General features: G+C 63.4%; 20 protein-coding genes and 1 pseudogene. 9 read left to right on the forward strand and 12 right to left on the reverse strand.

The window, feature by feature from the left end:
• Positions 1-180: 180 nt before the first annotated feature.
• Together CGZ66_RS18790 and CGZ66_RS18795 are read left to right on the forward strand one after the other, a co-directional pair.
• Positions 181-1,068, forward strand: coding sequence for a DMT family transporter (locus CGZ66_RS18790; RefSeq protein ID WP_095086443.1), 888 nt, complete (start codon positions 181-183; stop codon positions 1,066-1,068).
• Between the two features lie 60 nt (positions 1,069-1,128).
• Positions 1,129-2,037 (forward strand): DMT family transporter, encoded by a 909-nt coding sequence (locus tag CGZ66_RS18795; RefSeq protein ID WP_095086447.1) that lies wholly within the window; start codon positions 1,129-1,131, stop codon positions 2,035-2,037.
• A 163-nt stretch (positions 2,038-2,200) separates the two neighbouring features.
• Here CGZ66_RS18795 and CGZ66_RS18800 read toward each other — a convergent pair whose 3' ends face one another.
• Positions 2,201-3,064, reverse strand: a complete 864-nt coding sequence (locus tag CGZ66_RS18800) for a LysR substrate-binding domain-containing protein (RefSeq protein WP_095086450.1) — start codon at positions 3,062-3,064, stop codon at positions 2,201-2,203.
• Positions 3,065-3,176: 112 nt separating this feature from the next.
• Between CGZ66_RS18800 and CGZ66_RS18805 the strand changes: the two genes are divergently transcribed.
• The gene (locus CGZ66_RS18805) at positions 3,177-3,584 is read left to right on the forward strand and encodes a tautomerase family protein (protein WP_095086453.1); all 408 of its coding nucleotides are present in this window, start codon (positions 3,177-3,179) and stop codon (positions 3,582-3,584) included.
• Positions 3,585-3,728: 144 nt separating this feature from the next.
• Positions 3,729-5,951 carry an AMP-binding protein gene (locus CGZ66_RS18810; protein ID WP_095086455.1) on the forward strand — a complete coding sequence of 741 codons (2,223 nt, stop codon included), beginning with the start codon at positions 3,729-3,731 and terminating at the stop codon, positions 5,949-5,951.
• A gap of 43 nt (positions 5,952-5,994) precedes the next feature.
• Here the strand turns inward: CGZ66_RS18810 and CGZ66_RS18815 are convergent, their stop codons facing one another.
• Together CGZ66_RS18815 and CGZ66_RS18820 are read right to left on the reverse strand one after the other, a co-directional pair.
• Positions 5,995-6,813 carry a CDP-alcohol phosphatidyltransferase family protein gene (locus tag CGZ66_RS18815; RefSeq protein WP_095086458.1) on the reverse strand — a complete coding sequence of 273 codons (819 nt, stop codon included), beginning with the start codon at positions 6,811-6,813 and terminating at the stop codon, positions 5,995-5,997.
• 3 nt (positions 6,814-6,816) lie between these two features.
• Positions 6,817-7,515: a phosphatidylserine decarboxylase gene (locus CGZ66_RS18820; protein ID WP_095086461.1), complete on the reverse strand. Its 699-nt coding sequence runs from the start codon at positions 7,513-7,515 to the stop codon at positions 6,817-6,819.
• Positions 7,516-7,703: 188 nt separating this feature from the next.
• Between CGZ66_RS18820 and CGZ66_RS18825 the strand changes: the two genes are divergently transcribed.
• Together CGZ66_RS18825 and CGZ66_RS18830 are read left to right on the forward strand one after the other, a co-directional pair.
• Positions 7,704-8,441, forward strand: a complete 738-nt coding sequence (locus CGZ66_RS18825; RefSeq protein WP_095086464.1) for a lysozyme inhibitor LprI family protein — start codon at positions 7,704-7,706, stop codon at positions 8,439-8,441.
• 99 nt (positions 8,442-8,540) lie between these two features.
• Entirely contained in the window at positions 8,541-9,404 is an 864-nt protein-coding gene (locus CGZ66_RS18830; RefSeq protein ID WP_095086768.1) for an SMP-30/gluconolactonase/LRE family protein, read from the forward strand.
• Between the two features lie 5 nt (positions 9,405-9,409).
• Here the strand turns inward: CGZ66_RS18830 and CGZ66_RS18835 are convergent, their stop codons facing one another.
• From CGZ66_RS18835 to CGZ66_RS18870, 8 genes and pseudogenes are all read right to left on the reverse strand, one after another.
• On the reverse strand, positions 9,410-9,757 hold the full coding sequence (locus tag CGZ66_RS18835; protein WP_095086467.1) for an antibiotic biosynthesis monooxygenase family protein: 348 nt from the start codon (positions 9,755-9,757) through the stop codon (positions 9,410-9,412).
• A 125-nt stretch (positions 9,758-9,882) separates the two neighbouring features.
• On the reverse strand, positions 9,883-11,763 hold the full coding sequence (locus CGZ66_RS18840) for an ABCB family ABC transporter ATP-binding protein/permease (protein WP_095086470.1): 1,881 nt from the start codon (positions 11,761-11,763) through the stop codon (positions 9,883-9,885).
• Positions 11,764-11,785: 22 nt separating this feature from the next.
• Positions 11,786-12,131 (reverse strand): annotated as a pseudogene (locus CGZ66_RS18845) (ArsR/SmtB family transcription factor).
• Between the two features lie 64 nt (positions 12,132-12,195).
• The gene (locus CGZ66_RS18850; protein WP_095086473.1) at positions 12,196-13,266 is read right to left on the reverse strand and encodes an alpha/beta hydrolase family protein; all 1,071 of its coding nucleotides are present in this window, start codon (positions 13,264-13,266) and stop codon (positions 12,196-12,198) included.
• A gap of 88 nt (positions 13,267-13,354) precedes the next feature.
• The gene (locus tag CGZ66_RS18855; protein ID WP_095086476.1) at positions 13,355-13,738 is read right to left on the reverse strand and encodes a DUF1330 domain-containing protein; all 384 of its coding nucleotides are present in this window, start codon (positions 13,736-13,738) and stop codon (positions 13,355-13,357) included.
• 27 nt (positions 13,739-13,765) lie between these two features.
• On the reverse strand, positions 13,766-14,602 hold the full coding sequence (locus CGZ66_RS18860) for an SDR family oxidoreductase (protein ID WP_095086479.1): 837 nt from the start codon (positions 14,600-14,602) through the stop codon (positions 13,766-13,768).
• 121 nt (positions 14,603-14,723) lie between these two features.
• Positions 14,724-15,617, reverse strand: a complete 894-nt coding sequence (locus CGZ66_RS18865) for a LysR family transcriptional regulator (RefSeq protein WP_095086482.1) — start codon at positions 15,615-15,617, stop codon at positions 14,724-14,726.
• Between the two features lie 246 nt (positions 15,618-15,863).
• Positions 15,864-17,351, reverse strand: coding sequence for a LysM peptidoglycan-binding domain-containing protein (locus tag CGZ66_RS18870; RefSeq protein WP_095086485.1), 1,488 nt, complete (start codon positions 17,349-17,351; stop codon positions 15,864-15,866).
• 114 nt (positions 17,352-17,465) lie between these two features.
• Between CGZ66_RS18870 and CGZ66_RS18875 the strand changes: the two genes are divergently transcribed.
• Positions 17,466-18,077: an LOG family protein gene (locus tag CGZ66_RS18875; RefSeq protein ID WP_095086488.1), complete on the forward strand. Its 612-nt coding sequence runs from the start codon at positions 17,466-17,468 to the stop codon at positions 18,075-18,077.
• A gap of 70 nt (positions 18,078-18,147) precedes the next feature.
• On the opposite strand, the gene CGZ66_RS18880 is transcribed toward CGZ66_RS18875, so the two are convergent.
• Positions 18,148-19,053, reverse strand: a complete 906-nt coding sequence (locus CGZ66_RS18880) for a LysR substrate-binding domain-containing protein (RefSeq protein ID WP_095086491.1) — start codon at positions 19,051-19,053, stop codon at positions 18,148-18,150.
• 112 nt (positions 19,054-19,165) lie between these two features.
• Here CGZ66_RS18880 and CGZ66_RS18885 point away from each other — a divergent pair, with 112 nt between their 5' ends.
• Both CGZ66_RS18885 and CGZ66_RS18890 read left to right on the forward strand, forming a co-directional pair.
• Positions 19,166-19,456, forward strand: coding sequence for a muconolactone Delta-isomerase family protein (locus tag CGZ66_RS18885; protein ID WP_095086494.1), 291 nt, complete (start codon positions 19,166-19,168; stop codon positions 19,454-19,456).
• A 152-nt stretch (positions 19,457-19,608) separates the two neighbouring features.
• A complete protein-coding gene (locus tag CGZ66_RS18890; RefSeq protein ID WP_143748787.1) occupies positions 19,609-21,918 on the forward strand; it encodes a glycosyltransferase family 2 protein in 2,310 nt (769 codons plus the stop codon).
• The last annotated feature ends 112 nt before the right edge of the window (positions 21,919-22,030 follow it).

The following is a 22,030-nucleotide window of genomic DNA, read 5'->3' on the forward strand; positions in this document are numbered from 1 at the left end:
CAGATATAAGTGCCGATTGCTTTCTGGAAGCAAGGTCGCCGTCCCCTGCCCCAACGCAAGCTTAGGGCTGGCGTAGCGCTGTGCCGACTTTCGCCCGTATAGCTTTTGGTGCAGGAGACTTCCTCTCGCGTCGCTCCACACAGCATTTTGTCGCCTCCCGCAACACTGGTCCCGCGCCTTATGGCCGATGTCGCCATTCTCGAAACACGCGAAAGGGTTCTCGCAGGAATCCTGCTGACCGGTGCGGCCTATTTCCTGTTTTCGACGCAGGATGCCTCGATCAAGCTGCTGGTCACCGGCATGACGGTCTGGCAGATCATGTTCTTCCGCAGCATCACCATTCTGGGCGCCTGCGCGGCGATCGGCGGGCAACGGCTATTTGCGGACACGGTGCGCTCGCCGATCGTGCGGCCGATGCTGGTGCGCAGCGCCTTCACGCTCGCCGCCTGGCTTTGTTACTACAATGCCGCGCGCAGCCTTCAGCTTGCAGAACTGACCACCGTCTACTACGCGGCACCGATCATCGTCACCGTGCTTTCGGTGGTGATGCTCGGCGAAAAGGTGCCGATGCTGCGCTGGCTTGCGGTGCTGATCGGCTTTGCCGGCGTCTTCGTCGCTTGCGACCCGACCCATCTCGGCCTGTCCGTGCCGGTGTTGCTCGTGCTGGCGGCGGCCTTTTTGTGGGGTATAGCCATCGTGCTCCTGCGCAAGACCGCGCTTGCCGAGCGTTCGATGATCCAGCTTCTCCTCAACAATTTCTACTTCCTGCTCTTTTCGGCGGGACCGGCGCTGCTCTGGTGGCAAACGCCGGACTGGGCCCAGTTGCTGCTCCTTGCCAGCGTCGGCGCGCTCGGTGGGTTTGCGCAATATCTTCTGTTCGAAGGCATGAAGCGAACGCCGGCTTCGATCCTCGCACCCCTCGAATACACCTCGCTGTTATGGGCGTTCGCGCTCGGCTTTGCGATCTGGGGCGACGTGCCGCGCCGTGAAGTGTTCTTCGGCGCCGCCCTTATCATCGCAGCCGGACTGCTGATTGTCGGCACCGAGCATTTCCGCAAGCGGCTATGATGTGGATCGCCGTCACTGCTGACGCTACGATGTCAGGACGCAACGGCGTAGGCTGGCGGCATGAGTGACATTGCAGCCCCGACGGACAGCACCACTGAGCGCACGCTGGGTATCCTGCTGGTGTCGTCGTCGGCGGCGGTGTTCGGCCTGACCGGGGTGCTGACCAAGTCGATCCACGCCGATCCGCTGACCATCACCTGCTGGCGCGGCTTTGTCGGCTCGATCCTGATCAGCCTCTATGTGCTGTGGCGCCGGCATCGCTCCGGCAACCGCGAAACGTTGCGCCTTGGCTGGCGCGGCTGGCTGCTGGCGGTGGAAGGGGCGCTGGCCAGCATCGCCTTCATCTCGGCCTTCAAGTTCACCTTCGTCGCCAATGTCGCGATCATCTATGCCACCGCGCCTTTCGTCACAGCGCTGCTGGCCTGGGTTCTGACGCGCGAGCCGTTCCGATTGCAGACGATGGTCGCCGCCGCCGTCTCGCTGTGCGGCGTGGCGATCATGGTCTGGTCCGGCTTCGGCACCGGTCATCTGTTCGGGGACGGGTTGGCTTTGCTGATGACCATCGGCAGCGCGCTCTACATGATCATGGTGCGTGCCTTCCGGGGGACGCCGGTGGTGTGGGCCGGCGCGGTTTCGGCCTTCCTCTTGTTCGTGCTCGGCTGGTTCGTCAGCGATCCGCTGGCGGTCACGCCACGCGACGCGGTGCTGCTTGCCACCTTCGGCTCATGCTTTGCACTGTCCTCGATCCTGTGGACGGAAGGGGCGCGGCTCATTCCGGCGGCCGAATCCGGGCTGCTCGGCTCGGCCGAAGTGCCGTTCGCGATCCTGTTTGCCTTCCTGTTCCTGGGCGAGATCGCACCAGCCGCCAGCATGATCGGCGGCGCCATCGTGTTGTGCGCGGTGTTTGCCCATGCGGGGCGGGATTGGCTGATGGCCCGCTCGCAACGGCTGGCGTCAAATATTTCGTAAAAAAGTTACACATTCACGGAACCATCGTCCGGCTCATGCATTGTTGGTGTGACGGGCCACCCCCAAGTCCCCCCAAACCCCTCGGCCCGTCCTACTCCCAAGCCGACCGCAAGGTCGGCTTTTTCTTGGGCGTTTGATCCGCAGCGAGATCGGATCTTGTCGATCAGCCAAGGAGGCCGGGCAGAGCCAAATTGCCACTGAGCAGTGCCGCCAGATCAGCTGCCGGACCATCGGCACGGGCGCGCAGCCGAACGGCAAATTCAGCTATCGGAACCTGCGGCAGACCAAGTTCGCGCGGCGCTTCGACAATGCCGGAATGGGCAAAGCGCGCGGTGCGCAGCGTCAGCGCAACACCCGCATTCACCGCCGTGCGCAGGCCGGCCAGGCTGGCGCTGCCGGCGGCGATACGATAGCGGCGGCCGGCCGTATCGAGTGCGGCAAGTGCTGCTTCGCGAAAGCCGCAATAGGGATCGAGCAACGCCAGCGGCAATTCTTCCTGGCGCGAGGCCAGCCCCTTTTGCGAACACAGCCATATCATCGGTTCGCGCAGCACGCCGACTTCGTCCGGCGTTGCCACCTGGCGCATGACGATTGCCAGGTCGAGCCCGCCGGACTGCATCGCTTGCGCCAGTTCGGCGGAGCGGCCGACACGCAATTCGATCCTGACGCGCGGATGGCTGACGGCGAAGGCGCGCAGCAGATCGGGCAGACCGCTGTCGGCAAAATCCTGCGTCGTCCCGATGGCAACGCGCCCGGCAGCACGCGCGCCCTTCAACGCCAGCCACGCCTCGCGGTGAGCGGCAAGGATGCGCCTTGCATGGCCGATGAGATCCTCGCCGGCCGGCGTCAGGCCTCGGCCCCGGCCCTGCGGCGCCAGAAGCGCCTCGCCGACGATTTCCTCGAGCCGCTGCATCTGCGCGGTGACCGCCGAGGGTGAACGGCCGACGCTCAACGCCGCCTGCGCCAGCGAGCCGCTGTCGACGAAAGCGATAAAAGTCCTGAGCAGGTCGGGATCGAGCGTTTCCATAATTCGATAATATCGAACCTTCAGTTGAAAACAATTCGATTTTTTTGACTCGATGACAGTGGCATGGTCCTTCCAACGGCGATCCGACGCCGCTCAAACCAGGAGAAGAAGAATGCCCATCATCAACGTCAGCGTCACCGGCAAGCCTGATGCCGCGCTGTCCGCCAGGATCGCCGGAGAAATCACCGAGATCACCGCCACGCAGCTGCGCAAGGATCCGACGATCACCGCGGTTGCCGTTTCCTGTATCGATCCGCAGCACTGGTTCGCCGGCGGCAAGTCACTGGCCGAGCATGGCACCAACACGTTCTGGCTCGATATCAAGGTGGTCGACGGCACCAACACCAAGGTCGAGCTGGAGGCCTATCTGAAGGCGATCTTCGACGCCTTCGGCCGCCTTTTGGGCGGTGTGCATGAGGAAAGCTATGCCTTCGTGCATGAAGTGCCGGCCGCCGCCTATGGCTATGGCGGCAAGACGCAGGAGTTCCGTTTCATCAGCGGGCGGCTGAAGGCCGCGTGAGCTGCGGCCTTCCCTTCTCTCCCAAAAGGGGGGAAGGAAGCGAGCGCTGCGTCTCCACATTGACGTTGCCCTCCATTCCGCTACGCTCTGCCGCGAAGCGGTCGCAAAGAGCCGCGATGCTAGAATCGTTGGGAGAGAAGCGGCATGATCCTGACACTGGCGCTGCTTGCGGGTCTTGTCCTGGCCTGGCTGCTGATCGGCGTGGTGGAGAAATTCCGCCTCGGCCTGCGTTTCACCCAGGCACTGCTCTATGTGCCGTTCAAGCTTGCCTACCGGATCAGCGACAACCGCGTCAGGATCGCCCGCAATGCGCAGGCCCCTGTCATCTACGTCATCTCGCATCAATCGCGTTTCGAGCCGGCGCTCATGCTGTCGCTGCTGCCGGACGACACGCTGCATATACTCGACGAGGTCTCGGCGCGGTCGCCATGGCTCGAACCGTGGCGCGAGCTTGGCCGCACCATCGCCTTCAACGCCGAACATCTCTTCGTCAGCCGCAGGCTGGTGCGCGTGCTGAAGGGCAAGGGGCGGCTCGCCGTCTATCTGCCGGACGCGGTCGAGCCCAACGTCAAGACGTTTCGCCTGTTTCGCGCCGTCACCCGCATCGCCATGCAGGCCGACGCCAAGATCGTGCCGATCTTCGTCGCCGGCGCGCGCAGCCTGCCGGTGTCGCTGACGCCGGCGGACAAGGCGCCGCGGCACTGGTTTCCGCAACTGTCGATCAGCGTGCTGGAACCGATGACCATCGCCGAACTGGCAGCGCGCAACCCGGACCAGGCCTCGAACACCAACGCGCTGTTCGACCGTGTCGCCGAGGCCCGGCTTTTCGGCGCCGAGCTCGATCGTGGCCTGTTCCTGGCCATGCGCGACGCCGCTGCCCGTGTCGGCGCCTCGCACCCGATCATCGAGGACGTCATCTCCGGAGCCATGAGCTACCGCAAGATGTTCATCGGCGCCCGCGTCCTGGGCCGCCGGTTCGAGGCGGTAACGGCGCCGGGCGAAGCGGTCGGCCTGCTGCTGCCCAACGCCAATGGCGTGGTGTTGTCGTTTGTCGGCCTGCTGTCTGGCGGCCGGGTGGCGGCAATGATCAACTACACCGCCGGCCCGGCCAGCGTGACCGCGGCGGTGCGCACGGCGGTGATCCGCACGGTTGTCTCCTCCCGCGCCTTCGTCGAGAAGGCCGACCTCGCCGATATCGTCGCGGCGGTCGAGAACGGCGGCGCCAAGCTGCTTTGGCTGGAGGATGTGCGGGAAGACGTCACCGCGCTCGACAAGCTTGCCGCGGCCTTACTTTGGCGCTGGTCGCTGCAGCGGCAGGATGCGGCCAAGCCTGCGGTGATCCTGTTCACCTCGGGTTCGGAAGGCACACCCAAGGCAGTGGTGCTGTCGCACAAGAACCTGCTTGCCAACGCCATGCAGGCCGAGGCGCGCATCACCATCTCGCCCGCCGACATCCTGCTCAACGTGCTGCCGGTGTTCCATTCCTTCGGCCTGACGGGCGGCACCATCCTGCCGCTGGTCACCGGGGTAAAGCTGTTCCTCTACCCCTCACCGCTGCACTACAAGATCATCCCCGAGATCGCGCGCAAGGTGAAACCGACCATCATGTTCGGCACCGACACGTTCCTCGCCAACTATGCGCGCACCGCCAAGGACGGCGATTTTTCCAGCCTGCGCTTCGTCGTCGCTGGCGCCGAGGCTGTGAAGCCGGAAACCCGCCGCGTCTATCGCGAACGCTTCCAGGCCGAGATCATCGAAGGTTTTGGGCTGACGGAAGCCGCACCCGTGGTTGCCGTCAACACCGCGATCCATGGCCGCGACGGCACGGTCGGCCGACTGCTGCCGGCGATGCGCATGAAGCTGGAGCCGGTCGAAGGCATATCCGACGCCGGCCAGTTGTGGCTCGACGGACCGAACCTGATGATGGGCTACATGACTGCCGATCGCCCCGGTGAGCTGCAGCCGCTGACCGGCTGGCACGACACCGGCGACATCGTCGCCGTCGACCGCGAAGGCTTCATCACCATTCGCGGCCGCGCCAAGCGCTTCGCCAAGATCGCCGGCGAGATGGTGTCGCTGGGTGCTGTCGAGATGCTGGTGCAGTCCCTGTGGCCGGAAGAACGTCACGCCGCGGTGGCGGTGCCGGACAAGAGGCGTGGCGAACGCATCGTGCTGGTCACCACCGCCGACGATGCCAATCCCGACGAGTTGCGCAAATTCGGCAAGCAGGCGGGCGCCGCCGAATTGATGGTGCCGAACGACATCATCAAGGTCGAGGAAATCCCGGTGCTGGGTTCCGGCAAGACCGACTATGTGTCGACCAGAAAGCTGGCGATCGACAGGCTGGGGCTGGGCGTAGCAGCCTGAAGCCGACGCGAAGCGGAGCGCAGGGACCGGGCTTCGAGAAACCCTACCCGATGTCCGAAGGCGGCACTTTCTCGCCCTCCTGCTTGGCGCGCTTCGAATAGGCGCGCACGCTGAACGGCAGGAAGAGCAGATAGCCGGCGACCGAGGCGGTCAGCGTGTACCAGGGATAGGTCATCAGCAGCAGCACGTAGAGCACGACACCAAGGATGATCGGCAGCACCTTGTCGCCTGGCACTCTCAAGCTCTTGCCGGAATAGACCGGCAGCCGGCTGACCAGCAGGAAGGCAACCAGGATGGTGAAACCGGTGGCGACGAAGGCAGCCGGGCGACTGGGCTCCAGACCCGTGCGCAGGAAATACAGATAGAGCGGCAACATCACCAGCACGGCGCCCGCCGGTGCCGGCACGCCGACGAAATATTCGGACTGCCACACGGGGCGCTCGGCCTTCTCGTCGTCGAGCACGTTGAAGCGGGCAAGCCTGAGCCCGCAGGCGATGGCGAACAGAAGTGCTGCAATCCAGCCCGGCGATCCGGCGCGGTCGAGCAGGAAGGCATAGAGCACCAGGGCGGGCGCAACACCGAAGTTGACGATGTCGGCCAGCGAATCCATCTGCGCGCCGAACTTGGAGGTCGCCTTCAGCATCCGCGCCAGCCGCCCGTCAATGCCGTCGAGGAAAGCCGCGAGCAGCACCATCACCACTGCCGGCTCAAAACGGCCCTCAAAGCCGAAACGGATGCCGGACAGGCCGGCACAGATGGCCAGCACGGTGACGAGGTTGGGCAGCACCATGCGCATCGGGATTTCGCGGATGCGCGGGCCGCCGCTGGCATGGGCTTCGAACTTTTTGTATTGCGTGCCCACCGGTCAGGAAATCCGCACGAGGGGAGTGCCGGCGACACCGCCGAATTCGGCCAACACGGTTTCGCCACCGACAGCGGTCTGGCCGACGGCAACGCGCGGCGTGGCGTTGAGCGGCAGGAACACGTCGACACGGGAGCCGAAGCGGATCAGGCCGAAACGCTCGCCGATGGCGATCGAGCCGCCAGCCTCGGCCCAGCAGACGATACGGCGCGCCACCAAGCCGGCGATCTGGACAGCCGCGACCGTGCCGTTGGGGCTGTCGATGACCAGGCCATTGCGCTCGTTCTCGGTGCTCGCCTTGTCGAGTTCGGCATTGAGGAATTTGCCAGGCCGGTGCTCGATCTTGGCAATACGGCCGCGCACCGGGGCGCGGTTCACATGGCAGGAAAACACGTTCATGAACACCGAGATGCGGGTCATCTCGACATTGCCGAGGCCAAGTTCGCGCGGCGGCACGGCCGGTCCAACCGCCGAGATGATGCCGTCGGCGGGGCTCACCACAAGACGATCGTCGACCGGGGTGACACGCTCGGGATCGCGGAAGAAATAAACGCACCAGGCGGTCAGGATAAGGCCGACCCAGAACAGGATCGACGAGAAGTAGCCGAGGAAAAGCGTCGCCGCACCGAAGGCCGCGATAAAGGGATAGCCTTCGCGATGGATCGGTACGAACGCGTTCTTGACCGTATCGACAAGGCTCATCGGGCTGGGGCAGGCTCCGTTTCAAGTCCGGCCTCAATAGCCGAAAGCCCAATTCACCGCAACGCAACAATCGGCAAGGCCGCATTGACCGCAACTGGCAGGAGCCGTCATGCGCTTGCCTGTCGGCATCGTTGCCACCAGAATTCAGGCCACCGCCGCTTCGCAGCCCAGAGAAAGACCGACTGCCCATGATCCAACACCTGAACAGGGCCAGCCTTGATTCCAGGCGATGGGCTGAAATCGGTGTGGTTCTGGTCGCCCTGCTGGCGTCGAGCGGGAGCGCCATGGCGCGAGCCAGGCCATCCTTCGACTGCGCCAAGGCCGCTAGCGCGGTGGAAAAGGCCATCTGCGCCGACCCTGCCCTGGCGCAGGCCGATGCAGACGTGGCGCAAACCTACGCGGCGGCGCTGAAGACGCTCGATCCTCACGCCGGCAAGGCCTTGCGGGATGACCAAAGCGATTTCATTGCGTATCGCGACCAGATCGCCAGCTTCAACGAGAACACACCCAAGGACCAGCAGAATTTCGATCTCGGCGAATTCCTGCGCGACCGCATGGCCTTCCTCGCCGGTATCCGCAAGCCCAAGGATACCGGTTTCATCGGCACATGGAGCAGCGTTCGCGGCACGGTCGAGATCAAGGCGGCTGGCGCGGGCAAGCTCGACCTGTCGGAAGAGGTCGCCAATCCTGTCTCCGGTAGTGGTTCGTGCGAAATTGGCGGCACGGTCAAGGCACATAAGGAATTGCGCTTGGTCGATACCGACGACAACGAAAAGCCGACCGGCTTTGTTTTCACTTTCTATCGCGATGGCGATGCGCTCGTCGTCGAACAGAGCGGCACCGGCAAGGACGGCGTTTCGGAACCGCCATCATGCGGCGCCAACGGTCATGCCGATGGCAATTTCTTCCTGAGCGAAAAACAGTAGGGCTGCTGTCGGGGATCCGTCCCCTCGCCCGTCCTTGGTGAGACAGCGCTTCATTCCGCCCGCAAGGGCCGACGACACGTGCAACGGAGGCTCCCGATCATGCAGGCATCATCTGGCAACAAAGCTCGCGTCGTGACGGAAGGCCTCGCCTTCGGGGAATCGCCGCGCTGGCATGACGGATGCCTGTGGCTCTGCAACTGGGGGACCGGCGAGATCATCGCCGTCGATGCCGACGGCAGCCGCGAGATCGTACTCACCGTGCCGGCTGTGCTGCCCTACTCCATAGACTGGCTGTCGGACGGCCGCCTGCTCGTCGTCTCCGGTCGCGAGGGGTTGCTGTTGCGCAGGGAACCGGACGGTTCACTGGTTACCCACGCCGATTTGCGCGCCCTGTCGAAAAGCCCGTGGAACGAGATCGTCGTCGACGGGCGCGGCAACATCTATGTCAATGGCGGCGGCCCGGCGCCGGCTCCCGGCCAGTATTTCGGCCCAGGTACCGTCGTGCTGGTCACGCCAGACGGCGCGGTCCGTCAAGTGGCGGAAAATATCGCGTTCGCCAACGGCATGGCGGTGACGCCGGACAACAAGACGCTGATCGTCGCCGAATCACACGCCAACCGGCTGACCGCCTTCGACATCGCCGCGGACGGCAGCCTCGCCAACCGCCGCGTCTGGGCCGACCTCGATGGTTTTCCTGACGGCATCTGCCTCGATGCCGAAGGGGCGGCCTGGTACGCGGACGTTCCCAACAAGCACTGCGTGCGAGTGCTCGAAGGCGGTGAGGTGCTGCAGACCGTCAATGTCGATCGCGGCTGCTTTGCCTGCATGCTGGGCGGTGCGGACCTGAAAACGCTGTTCATCGCCGCCGCCGAATGGCGCGGCTTCGAGCACATGATCAGCGATGCCCGCACCGGCCAGGTGCTCAGCGTTGAAGCGCCGGCACCTGGCGTCGGCTGGCCGTAGAAGCCTTACACCCCGGGAATGCGCTGATAGTTGGCGATGTCGGCTCGCACGCCGAGCCGGGCGATCGTCTCCTGCGGATTGAAACCGGCACGCGCATGCTCGGCCGTGACGATCGGCACGACCCGGTCGACGACCGCCTGGCTTTCCCATTCGACGATCGTGACCAGGTTGAATTCGCCCGGGCCAGAGAATTGCTCGAGCAGGAAATCCTGCACGAAGCCATCCTGCCGGCGCAGCACCTCATGCGTTGCCCTGACCTTGGCGAGTATCTCTTCGCGGGCGGCGGCCGGGACGACGAACTTGTCCACCCTGAACACGCTGCCGCCATCAGCACTCTGATTTATCTTGCTCATTTTCGATTGTTCCGTTCCTGGATCTTGGTGTTTGCGGGCTCCAAGAACGGCCTACAATCTCAACTAAAGTTGAGGTCAAGCGGATTCTTTCCCTTCTCCCACAAAGGGGAGAAGGAGAGCCGCCGCTATGACACCTCCGACGTGCGGCGGCGGACGATGACGCCAAGCTCGTCGCCCTCGCGGGCGATGCGCAGCCGCTCCTCGGCTTCGGTCGCTTCGCGCTGGCGGTCCCACATCGAGGCGTAGAGGCCGTGCTTACGCATCAGCTCGGCATGGGTACCGCGCTCGGCGATCTGGCCATCCTGCAGCACGATGATTTCGTCGGCGGAAATCACCGTCGACAGCCGGTGGGCGATGACGATGGTGGTGCGGCCACGACTGACCAGATCAAGCGCGGCCTGGATCTCTTGCTCGGTGTGGCTGTCGAGCGCCGATGTCGCTTCATCCAGCATCAGGATCGGCGGCGCTTTCAAAATGGTGCGGGCGATCGCCACGCGCTGCTTCTCGCCGCCGGAGAGTTTCAGCCCGCGCTCGCCAACCATCGACTTGTAGCCATCGGGCAGCCGCTCGATGAACGGGCCGATCTGGGCGAGTTCGGCCGCCTTGCGCATGTCCTCCTCGCTGGCGCCGATGCGGCCATAGCGGATGTTGTAGGCGATAGTGTCGTTGAACAGCACCGTGTCCTGCGGCACCATGCCGATCGCCCCGCGCAGGCTCTCCTGCGTCACGTCCCTGATGTCGTGGCCATCGATCAGCACCTGGCCGCCCTGGACGTCGTAGAAGCGGAACAGCAGCCTGGAGATGGTCGACTTGCCGGCGCCCGATGGCCCGACGATGGCGACCGTCTTGCCGGCCGGCACCGCGAAGCTGATGCCCTTCAGGATCTTGCGGTTCGGATCATAGGAGAAATGCACGTCGCGAAACTCGACCTTCCCTGCGCTGACGGCGAGTGGCCTGGCATCCGGCTTGTCGACGATCTCCTGCGGAACATCCAGAAGGTCGAACATCTGCTCGATATCGGTCAGCCCCTGGCGGATTTCGCGATAGATGAAGCCGATGAAATTGAGCGGCACCGACAGCTGCATCAGCATGGCGTTGATGAAGACGAAGTCGCCGACCGTCTGCGTGCCCGCCTGCACTTCGAGCGCCGACATGCACATGACGATGACGGTGCCGAGGCCGAAGATGATGCCCTGGCCAAAGTTCAGCCAGCCGAGCGAAGTCCAGATGCGGGTCGCCGCGATCTCGTAGCGCGCCATCGAGCGGTCGAAGCGCTCGGCCTCCATGCCTTCATTGTTGAAATATTTGACCGTCTCGTAGTTAAGCAGCGAGTCGATCGCCTTGGTGTTGGCGTCGGTGTCGCTGTCGTTCATGTCGCGGCGGATGCCGATGCGCCAGTCGCTCGCCCGCACCGTGAACCAGACATAGACCCAGACGGTGACCGCGACGACGACGACGTATTTCCAGCCATAGGTGTAGGCGAAGATGCCGGTGGTCAGCGCGAATTCGAGGATGGTCGGCGCGGTGTTGAGCATGATGAAACGCACGATCGTCTCGATGCCCTTGGTGCCGCGCTCGATGATGCGCGACAGGCCGCCGGTGCGCCGCTCGAGATGAAAGCGCAGCGACAGTTCATGCATATGGACGAAGGTGCGGAAGGCGAGCTGGCGCACCGCGTACTGGCCGACGCGGGCAAACAGTGCGTCGCGCAGTTGGTTGAAACCAAGCTGCACCAGTCGCACGACGTTGTAGGCGACGACCAGCATGACGGGTGCCAGCAGAAAGGTTGGCAGCGGCGGCACAGACCTGGCGTCGCCGGCCAGCGCGTCGGTCGCCCATTTGAAGAAATAGGGACCGGCGACCAGTGTCAGCTTGGCGACGACCAGGAGAAGCGTTGCCCAGGTGACCCGTGCCCGGAGATCGGCGCGATCCGCCGGCCACATGTAAGGCCACAGATTGAGCAGCGTCTTGAAGGTCGAGGAGTCGGAGACGGTTTTTTCGGCCATTTCTGGTGCCTTCTTCTTATTTTCAGCGGCCGGAGCAGCAGGAATTGACGAGCGCGGCGACCGATGCGGAAACATCGGCAAGCGCGGCGTGGTCGACCGCATAGCGCGAGCGCTGGCGATCGGGCTCGAAGCGGACCAGCCCGGCCTCGACCAGTATCTTCAGGTGTTGTGACACGGTGGACTGCGCCAGATCGAAACGATCGACGACTTCGGCAGCAACAGGAGTTGCTGGCTGACAGGTGCTTTATGATTTCGATGCGTGCCGGGTGGGATAACGCGGCAAGCCGCGCGGCAACGGTGCGGCTGTCCGGGGCGCAGTTGGCCGGCGCGGAGCGGCATCCGTCTGTTTCGGAGGGGGATTCGGTCATCGTCCATCGGCGATAAACGATGACCGGTTCTGCGGCAAGCTGCCCTTTTGGGCAGATTTGGCTGCTAGGCCGTTGGAATGTGAGAGCTGAACCAATCGAGCACCAGCTGGGGGTTTTTTCCGAAGTAGTTATATCCTTCGAAACGCTGGTCTGTCCCTTCGATCCAGAAGAGTTTCTTGTCCTCGGAGGAGATGGTGTCGTAAATTTCCTGCACATTGGAGGGCTTGGTCAGGAAATCATTGCGGACCTGGGCGACGAGCGTCGGAACAGTCACTGCCCTGGCATAGTCCATCGGCCAGACGTCGGCGAGGTGGAAGCCGGTCCGCTTGTGAAAGGCCACGTCGAACAGATCAAGGCCATTGGCGATTTTCTGGTTTTCGACAGCTGTTTCCACGAATACCGCAGGCGTGACAGGCTGCAAGGCGATCATCGCCTTGATGTGTCTGAATTCCTCCGGATGCTTCTTCATGCCCACGATGGTGGCATTGGCTCCCAGGCAACGGCTGTAAAGGGCCGTCTTCATGTCCTTGGTATCGGGCCGGGATTTCGCGTAACGCAGCGATCCGATGACGTCGCGATATTCCAGCACGCCGTGGCCATTAATGCCGCCGCTGCCCGTCCCGCTGCGACCATGGTTGCGCATGTCGTAGGTGACGATGTTGTAGCCTGCATCATGCAGGAGCTTGTATTCCGGCAGGAAATTCACTTCGAAGCCGCCAAAATTTTTCCACGGCTCCAGATGCCCCGGATAGCCGTAGCGATTGCAGGGCATGGGGTGATTGAAGATGAGCAACCTGTCTGACTGGGCAGGGATGAACCAGCCCTCGATTGTCACGCCATCCATCGCCGGAAAGAAGATCTCCTCGTATTCCATGCCGTATTCATTCGGCCACCTCAGGATCGGCGTGCGGGTTGAATGTGCCATCAAATCGGCAAGGCCATTGATGAACTCTTCGGATTTGGCATCTGTCATGGTTGCACCTGTTTGCGTTTGATTGTCCGCAGCCGTCGCAACTGAGGATGAGGCGGCGATGAAAGGGAAAGCGGCAAGCGCCACCCCGGCTTTCAGAAGCTGTCGGCGGTCATTCGAGAGAGCGCCTTCCTGCTGAACAGAATTGTCGCGCTGGTTGCCCATGTGGGCCTCCTTGATGGTTGTTGAGATGTCGATGTCCGCTGGGATTTGAGGCCAGGACGCACTCGGTGTTTCCCGCCCTGTTCGCCCGTTATGGCTGCAGAGGGACAAAACCTTCCGTGATGACAACCGTGCCTTCGGTCGAGGCAACGCGGAACTTCCTCGCGGCCGTATATTCGGGCGAATTGTAGAAGCGCTGGGCGTCGGCCAGGCTCGGAAACTCGGCTATGGCCATGACCTTTTTCGGCTGGCCTTCCACCGCGTTCGCGTTGAGGTTGAAGACGATGATCTTGCCGCCATATTTCGGGGCAAGCGGACCCGCCTCTTCCATATATTTGCGGTAGCCCGCCTGATCCTTGATTGTGTAGTTGGCGATCATGTAGCCGGGCGGCTGTGTGTTCTGCGCATAGCCTGTTGCGGCAAGAACGATGGTGGCGGCCGTGGCTGCGACCGCAGCGATGGCGAGTGTCTTCATTGTGCAATTCCTTTGGTTTTGTGGGGCCTAGAATGAGCCGTCCGTCGACCTGGACAGGTCCGCGTAGGCGCGCAGTTCCTCAAGACGCCCTTCGAGGACCGGATTGAACGCTGCAAGGGCGTCACTGCCAGCCAGGAACTGCCTCGGCGGATTCTCCATCCCGGCAAGTTTGACGAAGACAGCGCCGAGCTTGGCGGGATCACCTTGCTGCTTGCCGTCATAGCCCGACCACATGTCTTGGGCGGTGCCTTCAGCGGCGTAGTCCTGGATCGTGCTGGCGCTGTATTTGGCGTTCTGCACATCGAGGAGGTCCGTGCGGAAGAAGCCCGGCGCGACCACCACGATCTTGATGCCGAACTGTTCGACCTCCTGCGCCACCGAGAGGGAAAGGCCTTCGACCGCGAATTTGGCAGCGCTGTAGGCGCCGCAATGCTTGAAGCCCATTATGCCGGCAAGCGAACTGATGTTGATGATCCGGCCCGAGCGTTGTTTGCGCATGGCTGGAAGGACCGCACGCATGACGTGGATGACGCCGTACAGATTTGTCGAGATCAGTCCCTCGATCTGGGCGGTGCTCAACTCCTCGAAATTGCCAAGCAGGCTGTAGCCGGCATTGTTGACCAGAACGTCGATGCGTCCAAAGGCCTTCATCGCCTCGTCAACCGCAGCCTTCGCCTGTGCTTCGTTGGCGACATCCAACTGGACGCACACGAGCCTGTCGCCTGCGACATCGCTCAGCGCATTGCGGACCTTGTCGAGATTGCGGCCAGTCGCGATCACCCGATCGCCTGCCTTCAGTGCCGCCCTGGCGGTGGCGGCGCCAATGCCGCTGCCGGCACCCGTGATGAACCAGACCTTGCTCATATCCAACTCCTTGTCTTCGATGGACAGGAGATAGACCGCGCAGCTTATCCTGATTAGACGCTATTATCTGCATGAACTTAGAAATGGGATTGATAAATGCGTCATCGTCAGTCGAAAACCACTACCCTTTGTAGCGGAGCGCTTCGACCAAGACTGCGAAGGCCGGGGTTTGTTGTCGTCTGCTTGGATAATAGAGGTGGTAGCCGGAGAATGGCGGGCACCAATCCTCCAGCACACGGATGAGGCGTCCATCGGCAACATGCTGGGTGATTTGCGTCTCGAAAGTATAGACCAGCCCCAGTCCGCCGAGGGCAGCGTTAACCAGCATCTCGTTGTCGTTGATGACGAGCGACCCGTTAACCCGGACCTCAAGCTCGACGCCGTCGCGCTCGAACTCCCAGGCATAGAGCCCACCCCCTGCGCTCTGCCGGTAGCTGACGCAATTGTGGTTGCTCAAATCGCGCGGCGTTTGGGGAACCTCGCGAGTGGCAAAATACGTTGGGGAGCCGACCACCGCCATGCGGATGTCCGCGCTCACCCGGACCGCAACCATGTCCTTCTCGACCTGCTCGCCGACGCGGATGCCCGCGTCAAACCGACCGGCGACGATGTCGGTCAGCCCTTCATCGACATTGATCTCGACAGCGATGTCCGGATATTCCGGCAGGAGCTTCAACAGGACGGGCCATAGCACCGTTCTTGCCGCATGGCGGAAGGTGGTGATGCGGATCGTGCCAGCAGGCTTGTCACGAAGGGCGATGAGCTGAGCGATTTCATTGTCGATATGGTCGAATGCCGGACGCAGGCTGTGAAGCAGCCTTTCTCCTGCGTCGGTCAACGACAGGCTGCGTGTCGTTCGCGAGATCAATCTGACTTTGAGCCGCTCCTCGAGCATGCGGACGGCATAGCTGAGTGCCGACTGGGACAGGCCAAGCTTCGCGGCGGCACGTGTAAAGCTTCCCTCTTCGGCGACCGCGATAAACATGGCCAACTCGCTGAAGTCGCCTTTTCTCATTTATAAGTCCTGTTTCTGACTGCGCGCCGATTATAGCGCCCAATCGGCATGTTCGTCCTCGGCTATTTGTTGGACGCCGAAACCGATCACGGCCGAAGCGCCGGGGATTGATGACGAAACAGGTTTGGGTCACCAGCCCGAGCGACACCGCCGGCTGGTTCAACACCGAACCAGAAGTCCTTTCTTGTGCAGGGACTCAGTCGAAGGCGTCTCGCCTCGCGGTGGAGGCGAGCGCGCTCAATACAATCACTTGGTCTTGGGCGGAGCCGTCGTCGCCTGCTCGCCCATCGCCTTGAGGTCGGCGGCTTCGCCTTCCTTCGACTTTTCCGGGACCTTGAACACCTGCCCCGGCCAGATGCGGTCGGGATCGCTGATCTGATCCTGGTTGGCGAGGTAGATCGTCGAGTAGCGCACGCCATGGCCGTAGACGCGCCGCGAAATCCGCCAAAGCGTATCGTTGCGGCGAATGATGACGGCACTGCCGGCATGCTCGAGCTTGGGCGCCACCGTCTCGGGCACATCGCCTGGCGGCGTTGCCGCAGCCACAACTCCTGCAGCGTCGGTGGCGGGAGCGGGCGTCGTGGCCGGAGCCTCGGCGGCCGGTGCAGCAGGAGCCGATGCGGATTCCGCCGGAGCGGCGCCTGCGACGGCAGGCACGGCCGGCTTTGCTTCGGCGGGCGCCACGGCGGCGACAGAATCACCCGGCTCGCGCTCGAACGGTACGGCGGCGCGTGCCACAACTGTCACCCCATCAGCATCGAGGCCATCGACATGGATGGTGTAGCTGCCGACTGGAATGTCACGCGTCGCCTCGACCAGGAAATGGCCGTCCGGCGACGTCTTCGCGTCGCCGAGCAGGATGTCATTCGCATAGGCGCGCACCTTGCGGCCGGCATCGGCGAGACCGGCGACAAAGATCTTTTTGCCGTCGATTTCGACCGCTTCGACGACGATCTTCGGTTCGGCCACTGATCCGGCGGGCGGCGTAGCTGGTGCCGCCGGAGCGGGTGCTGCCGTAACCACGGCTGGCGCAGGAGCCGCCGGGGCGGCAGCCTGGTCGCCAGCGGCCGGTGCGGCCGGCTTTGTCTCGGGCGCCGGAACGGTCAGCAGTTCGGCCGGCTTGCCTGGCTCTTCGACCATGGCCAGCACCTGGCCTGCCGCATCCTTGGGAACCGAGACGACTGCGGTTTGCGCCGAGGCGGTCACGACATCGCCGGTGGTGGCGCGCAATGCGATTGTATAGTCGCCGGGTTTCAGCGGATCGTCGAGCACGATGACAAAGGCGCCATCGGGGCCAGCGACCGTCGAGCCGAGCACGGTGGTGCCGTTGAGGATCTCAACCTTGGAATTGGGCGCCGCATTGCCGGCAATGACGATCGAGCCATTGCTCTCGACGCGCACCACATCGAAGGACGGCACGATCGGACCGGCCGCAGCCGGTGCCGCCGCATCCGTTGCGGGCGCGGCTGGAGCCGTCGCATCCGTTGCCGGTGCGGCCGGGGCCGTCGCCTGAGGGGCCGCGCCGGGAGCGGCCGGCACCGCCGCTGGCGGCAGCCGCGCTTCCGTGCCGGGATCGGCTGGTTTCGGCGCCGCGGGTGGGGTCAGTGCTGCCACTTCCGCCGGTGGCGTGCGATTGAGATATGGGTCGAGTGCGCCCGATACATAGGCGGTTCCTGCGGCCGCAACGGTCCCACCCGCTGCGAACAAGAACGCCTTCAGTGGATTAATTGCCATATTTCCCTACCCCTTAGCCACCTAATGCCGGTCTAGCCTGTTTTGCCAAAGCCGACAAGAAAAAGCCCGCCCCGGGCTTGACCCCGCTTTCAGACCCAATCACCAATCATCGGTATGAACACGATTCGATCCGTCTGCGTCTATTGCGGCTCGTCTCCGGGCCGCGATGAAACCTATGCCAAGGCCGGTCACCTGCTTGGGCGCTCGATTGCGCGCTCCGGCCTCAGGCTGATTTACGGCGGCGGCACCAAAGGCATCATGGGCGCCGTCGCCGAGGGCGCCTTGCGTGCCGGCGGCAAGGTGACGGGCATCATTCCGCGCTTCCTGATCAACAAGGAGGCGACCGAAACCGCGCTTGACCGGCTCGACGAACTCGTAATCACCGACAACATGCACGAGCGCAAACACAGGATGTTCGAAAAATCCGACGCCTTTGTGGCGCTGCCGGGCGGCATCGGCACGGTCGAGGAGATCGTCGAGGTCATGACCTGGGGCCAGCTCGGCCATCACCGCAAGCCGATCGTCTTCGGCAATGTCGGCGGATTCTGGGATCCGATGCTGGCCTTGCTCGACCACATGGCCGCCGAGGGCTTCATCCACACCGCGCAGCGGGTCAAGCCGCTGGTCGTCAACGATCCCGAGGCAATCGTCGCCGCCATCATGGTGGCAGGCTCCTCGGTCGACGCCCCGACCGAGGGCATGCAGTCGGTGATCGACAAGATGTAGGGGAATAAGGGAGTAGGGGAGTAGGGGAGTAGGGCAGTAAGGCAGTATGTAGATTGCCTGAGGTAAAGCCCTACTGCGCTACTGCCCTGCCCTCTTCCCCCGCCGCCTGCCGCAAGCCGGCGATCACCGCGCGGCGGTCGTGGCGCCGCCAGGCAAGATGGACGGAAACCGTTCGCTCGAACCATGGCAGGTCGCGAAACACGATCCGTGACGGTGCGGCGGCACGCAGGCTGGCCTGCACCGTGGCCAGGCCAAGGCCGGCGCTGACCAGGCCGAGTGAGGTCAACGGATCGGCAGTCTCGTAGGCGATGTCGGGCAAAAAGCCGGCCTTGGCGCAAGCAGCCAGGAACTGGCCACGGTTGGTGTCGTCGGGTTGGCGCACGACGGTAATCCAGACGCGGCCGTCGAGGTGGTGCGGCCTGATGTCCGACAACTCTACAAGCGGATCATCTTCGGGGATCGCCAGCACCAGCGGTTCATGGCGCAGCGCGATCGTGGCGATGTCCGGGTCATCGTCAGCCGGCGGCGAATAGACGAAGCCCAGATCGAGCGAGCGCTGCCGCAGCCCCTCCAGTTGCGCCGCCGACCGCAGGCTTCGCAACTGCAGGTGAAAATCCGGCCGTTCGCGGCGGAACTGACGCAGCATCCCGGCGACAAGCCCGGCATGCACGGCGCCTTCGACATAGCCGATGGCGAGACGGCCGACGGCGCCGCTGGCCAGGTTGCGGCCGAACTCCTCCAATCGTCCCGCGTTGGACAGCAGCGAGCGGGCCTCGGTGAGGAAGGCGCGGCCCTCGGCGTTGAGATGGACCCGTTGCCTGGCTCTTTCAAACAGGGGAACGCCAAGCTGCTCCTCGAGCTGCATGATCTGCCGGCTGAGCGGCGATTGCGAAATATGCAGCATCTCGGCGGCGCGGCCGACATTGCCGGTTTCGGCGACAGTGACGAAATAGCGAAGCTGGCGCAGGTCGAACATTTTCTCTCCGAAGATTTTAAGTCCTTCGCGGTCTCAACTTTATCCTATTCAGTCTTGGACAGTCTGGCTAGCCGCGGCGATAGTCGGGTCATCCCAACCAAAGGAGACCGCCATGCAGTTCTTTGCCCTTCTCACCCGCAACACTGAAAAGTTCAGCGATACCGATTTCGCGCCGCTGCTGCCCGGCGAGGCCGAGCAACGGCGCACGCTCTATGCCGAAGGCGCGGTGCGCCAGGTGTGGAACCGTGGCGACATCCCGGGCAGCGGCATGATGTTCGAGGCCGGCAGCGACGCCGATGTGCGCCACCATCTCGCCACCTTGCCGCTGGTCAAGGCGGGCATGATGGACATCGCCGCCATCGTCCCGCTCAATCCCTATCCAGGCTTCGGCCCGAAGCGCTGACAGGCGCAAGAGGAGCGGCGGTCGGCAAGGCTTGCCGCCTCCTCCCTCCAAGACTTTCGCCGGATACGGTGAGCAAACTCGTCCTGTGGCGATTTCCGTTTGCGGCTCGCGAGCGAGTTGGCTATCGGGAAATATCGGCAGGGGGACAAACTTTGGAGAACAGACCCGAGACGGAAACAGATCTCGCTCCCCGCGCCTCCGTCGTCATGACCGTCTACACCGACCAGCGCTTCCTCGACGCGGCGGTCGACAGCATCCTAACCCAGGAGTTCCGCGATCTTGAGCTTGTGATCGTCGATGACGCGACGGGCGACCACGTGGTCTTCGAGGCACTGGCACGCCGTGATCCGCGCATACGGATCGTGACCAATCCGACCAATCTTGGCCCAGCCGCCGCCGCCAACCGCGGCATCGAGGCGGCCCGCGGCGACATCATCCTGCGTCTGGATTGCGATGACATTGCCGAGCCGACGCATGTCGGGCGGCTGGTCGCGGCGCTGGACGAGGACTCCGACCTTGGCCTCGTCGGAAACGCGGTAACGCTGATCGACGAAGCCGACCGCGTCGTCGGCGGGCAGCTAATGCCCGAAACGGACCTTGCCATCCGGTGGACCATCCTGTTCCACAATCCATTCTATCATTCATCCATGGCCTATCGCCGTAGCGGCTTCGAGGCCGTCGGGGGTTACAAGGCCGATCAGTGGATATCGCATGATCACTATCTGTGTTTTGCCCTGCTGCCTTTGTGCCGGGCGCGAAACCTTGCCGAGCCGCTGACGCGCTACCGGCTGAACACGCAAGGGCTGAGCACGAAGCACTCGAAGAACGCGCGCAACCGAACCCATCCGATCCGCGAGGCGCTCTGGGCCAAGCTCGGCCTGACCTACGATCTTTATGACGACGCCTTCGCGCGCGATATGACCGAATTCATCCGTGGGCATGAGATCGCCGTCGAGCGGCGCGCCGCCGCCTACTGCAAGCTGCTTGCCGTGCTTCGCGTCTTCCTCGCCGCCGCCCGGCCGTTCGAGCGGGCCGAGGATGCGGATGCCGCCAGGCAACTGGCACATGGCCTCGTTGCCCGCATGCTGGCCAGTCCGCCGTTGCGGATACACGAGATGCTGAGGGTCTGTTCCCTGTGTTGGCCGCTCGACCGGCGTGCCGCGACGAGAGCGGCAATGAAGCGGCTGGCGGCTGGCCTGAAGGCCCGGTTGCGCGCGACCCGGAAATGGCTCGGCGAAGCCGCGAAAATAGAGCCTTCACCGGCGCCCTCGCCGGGTGTGCCGGCCCTGCCGCGGGAGGCTGGCCAGGCGCGCGACATCGCCGAAAAGAGTGTCGAATTTGTGCTGATTGCCGAGGCGGGCATTCTCGAAGCGCAAGCCCTGTTGCTGTGCGAGAGCATACGATGTTTCGCCGGTGCCTATTCGCGGTGCCCGATAACGGTCGTGTCGCCCAGGAGTAGCCATCGCCCATCCGTATCAACGCTGCGCAAACTTGAGCAGATGGATGTCGAATATCTGCCGATCGAGATCGAGAGTTACTACCCGCAATATGGCACGTCGTATCGCATTCACGCGCTTGCTCACGTCGAACGTCGGCCGGGGCCGCCAATCATCATCCAGCTCGACAGCGATACAATATTTGTCGCCGAGCCCGATTTTTCGTTGGGCGCCAGTTCGGCCGCCGCGCGCCCTGTAGACGTCAAGGGAATGTGCACGACGGGGCCTGGCGACCCCTTCGACAGCTACTGGAGAAAGTTGTGCGCCCTTGTAGGCGTCGACTATGACCATCTGCCCATCGTGCACACAACGGTCGGTAGCCAGGCGGTGCGGGCGAGCTACAATGGCGGGCTTTTTGTAGCAAAAAGGGCGTGTGGGCTTTTCCAGCACACCGAAGACATTTTCAGACAATTGGTGGCCGCGGACATGAAGTCGTGGGCTGACGGGCCAACCTACAACACCGGGACCGGGGTTCTGCACGGAGAGGCCACCGCCTATTGGGGTACAAGCCAGGCCGCCTTCTCGCTGGCGTCAGTCGCGGGAAACCACTCCGTGCGACTTTTGCCGGATACGCACAATTTTCCTCTCAACAACCTGGCTGGGTTGCCGGCACCCGACGCGGCGCGATTGGTCCACATCCACTATCATCACCTGTTCAGCGCCGGATCGGCAGAGGCAAATCCGATATTGGACGGAACGCTGGCCCTCCCGGCAGCAATTTCCGAATGGCTCCTGGCCCGGCTGCCGCTGCAGGAACAACCGCAGCCGACGGTCACGACGCGTGACCTCGCACTCGACCACGACGCACTTGTTCGCACCAACCACGATCTCAGCCTCCAACGCGACATGCTCGTCCGCGACCGAGACGCTCTCCGCGCAGAACGCGACGCGATCCTCGCGTCACGCAGTTGGCGGCTGACCGCACCATTGCGTTGGGCTCTAGGCCCGTTCGCGCGCCGCAGATGACGGGCAACATCGAAAGCGATGCCGGTGATCGGCAGACTGTGATCGACCGTCAAGAAACCGTCACACGCAAGCGGACTCGTCCGTGCTAGACATCGCGGTCAGGCCGTCGCCA

Source organism: Mesorhizobium sophorae (genome assembly GCF_002270415.1).
Lineage (GTDB): Bacteria > Pseudomonadota > Alphaproteobacteria > Rhizobiales > Rhizobiaceae > Mesorhizobium > Mesorhizobium sophorae.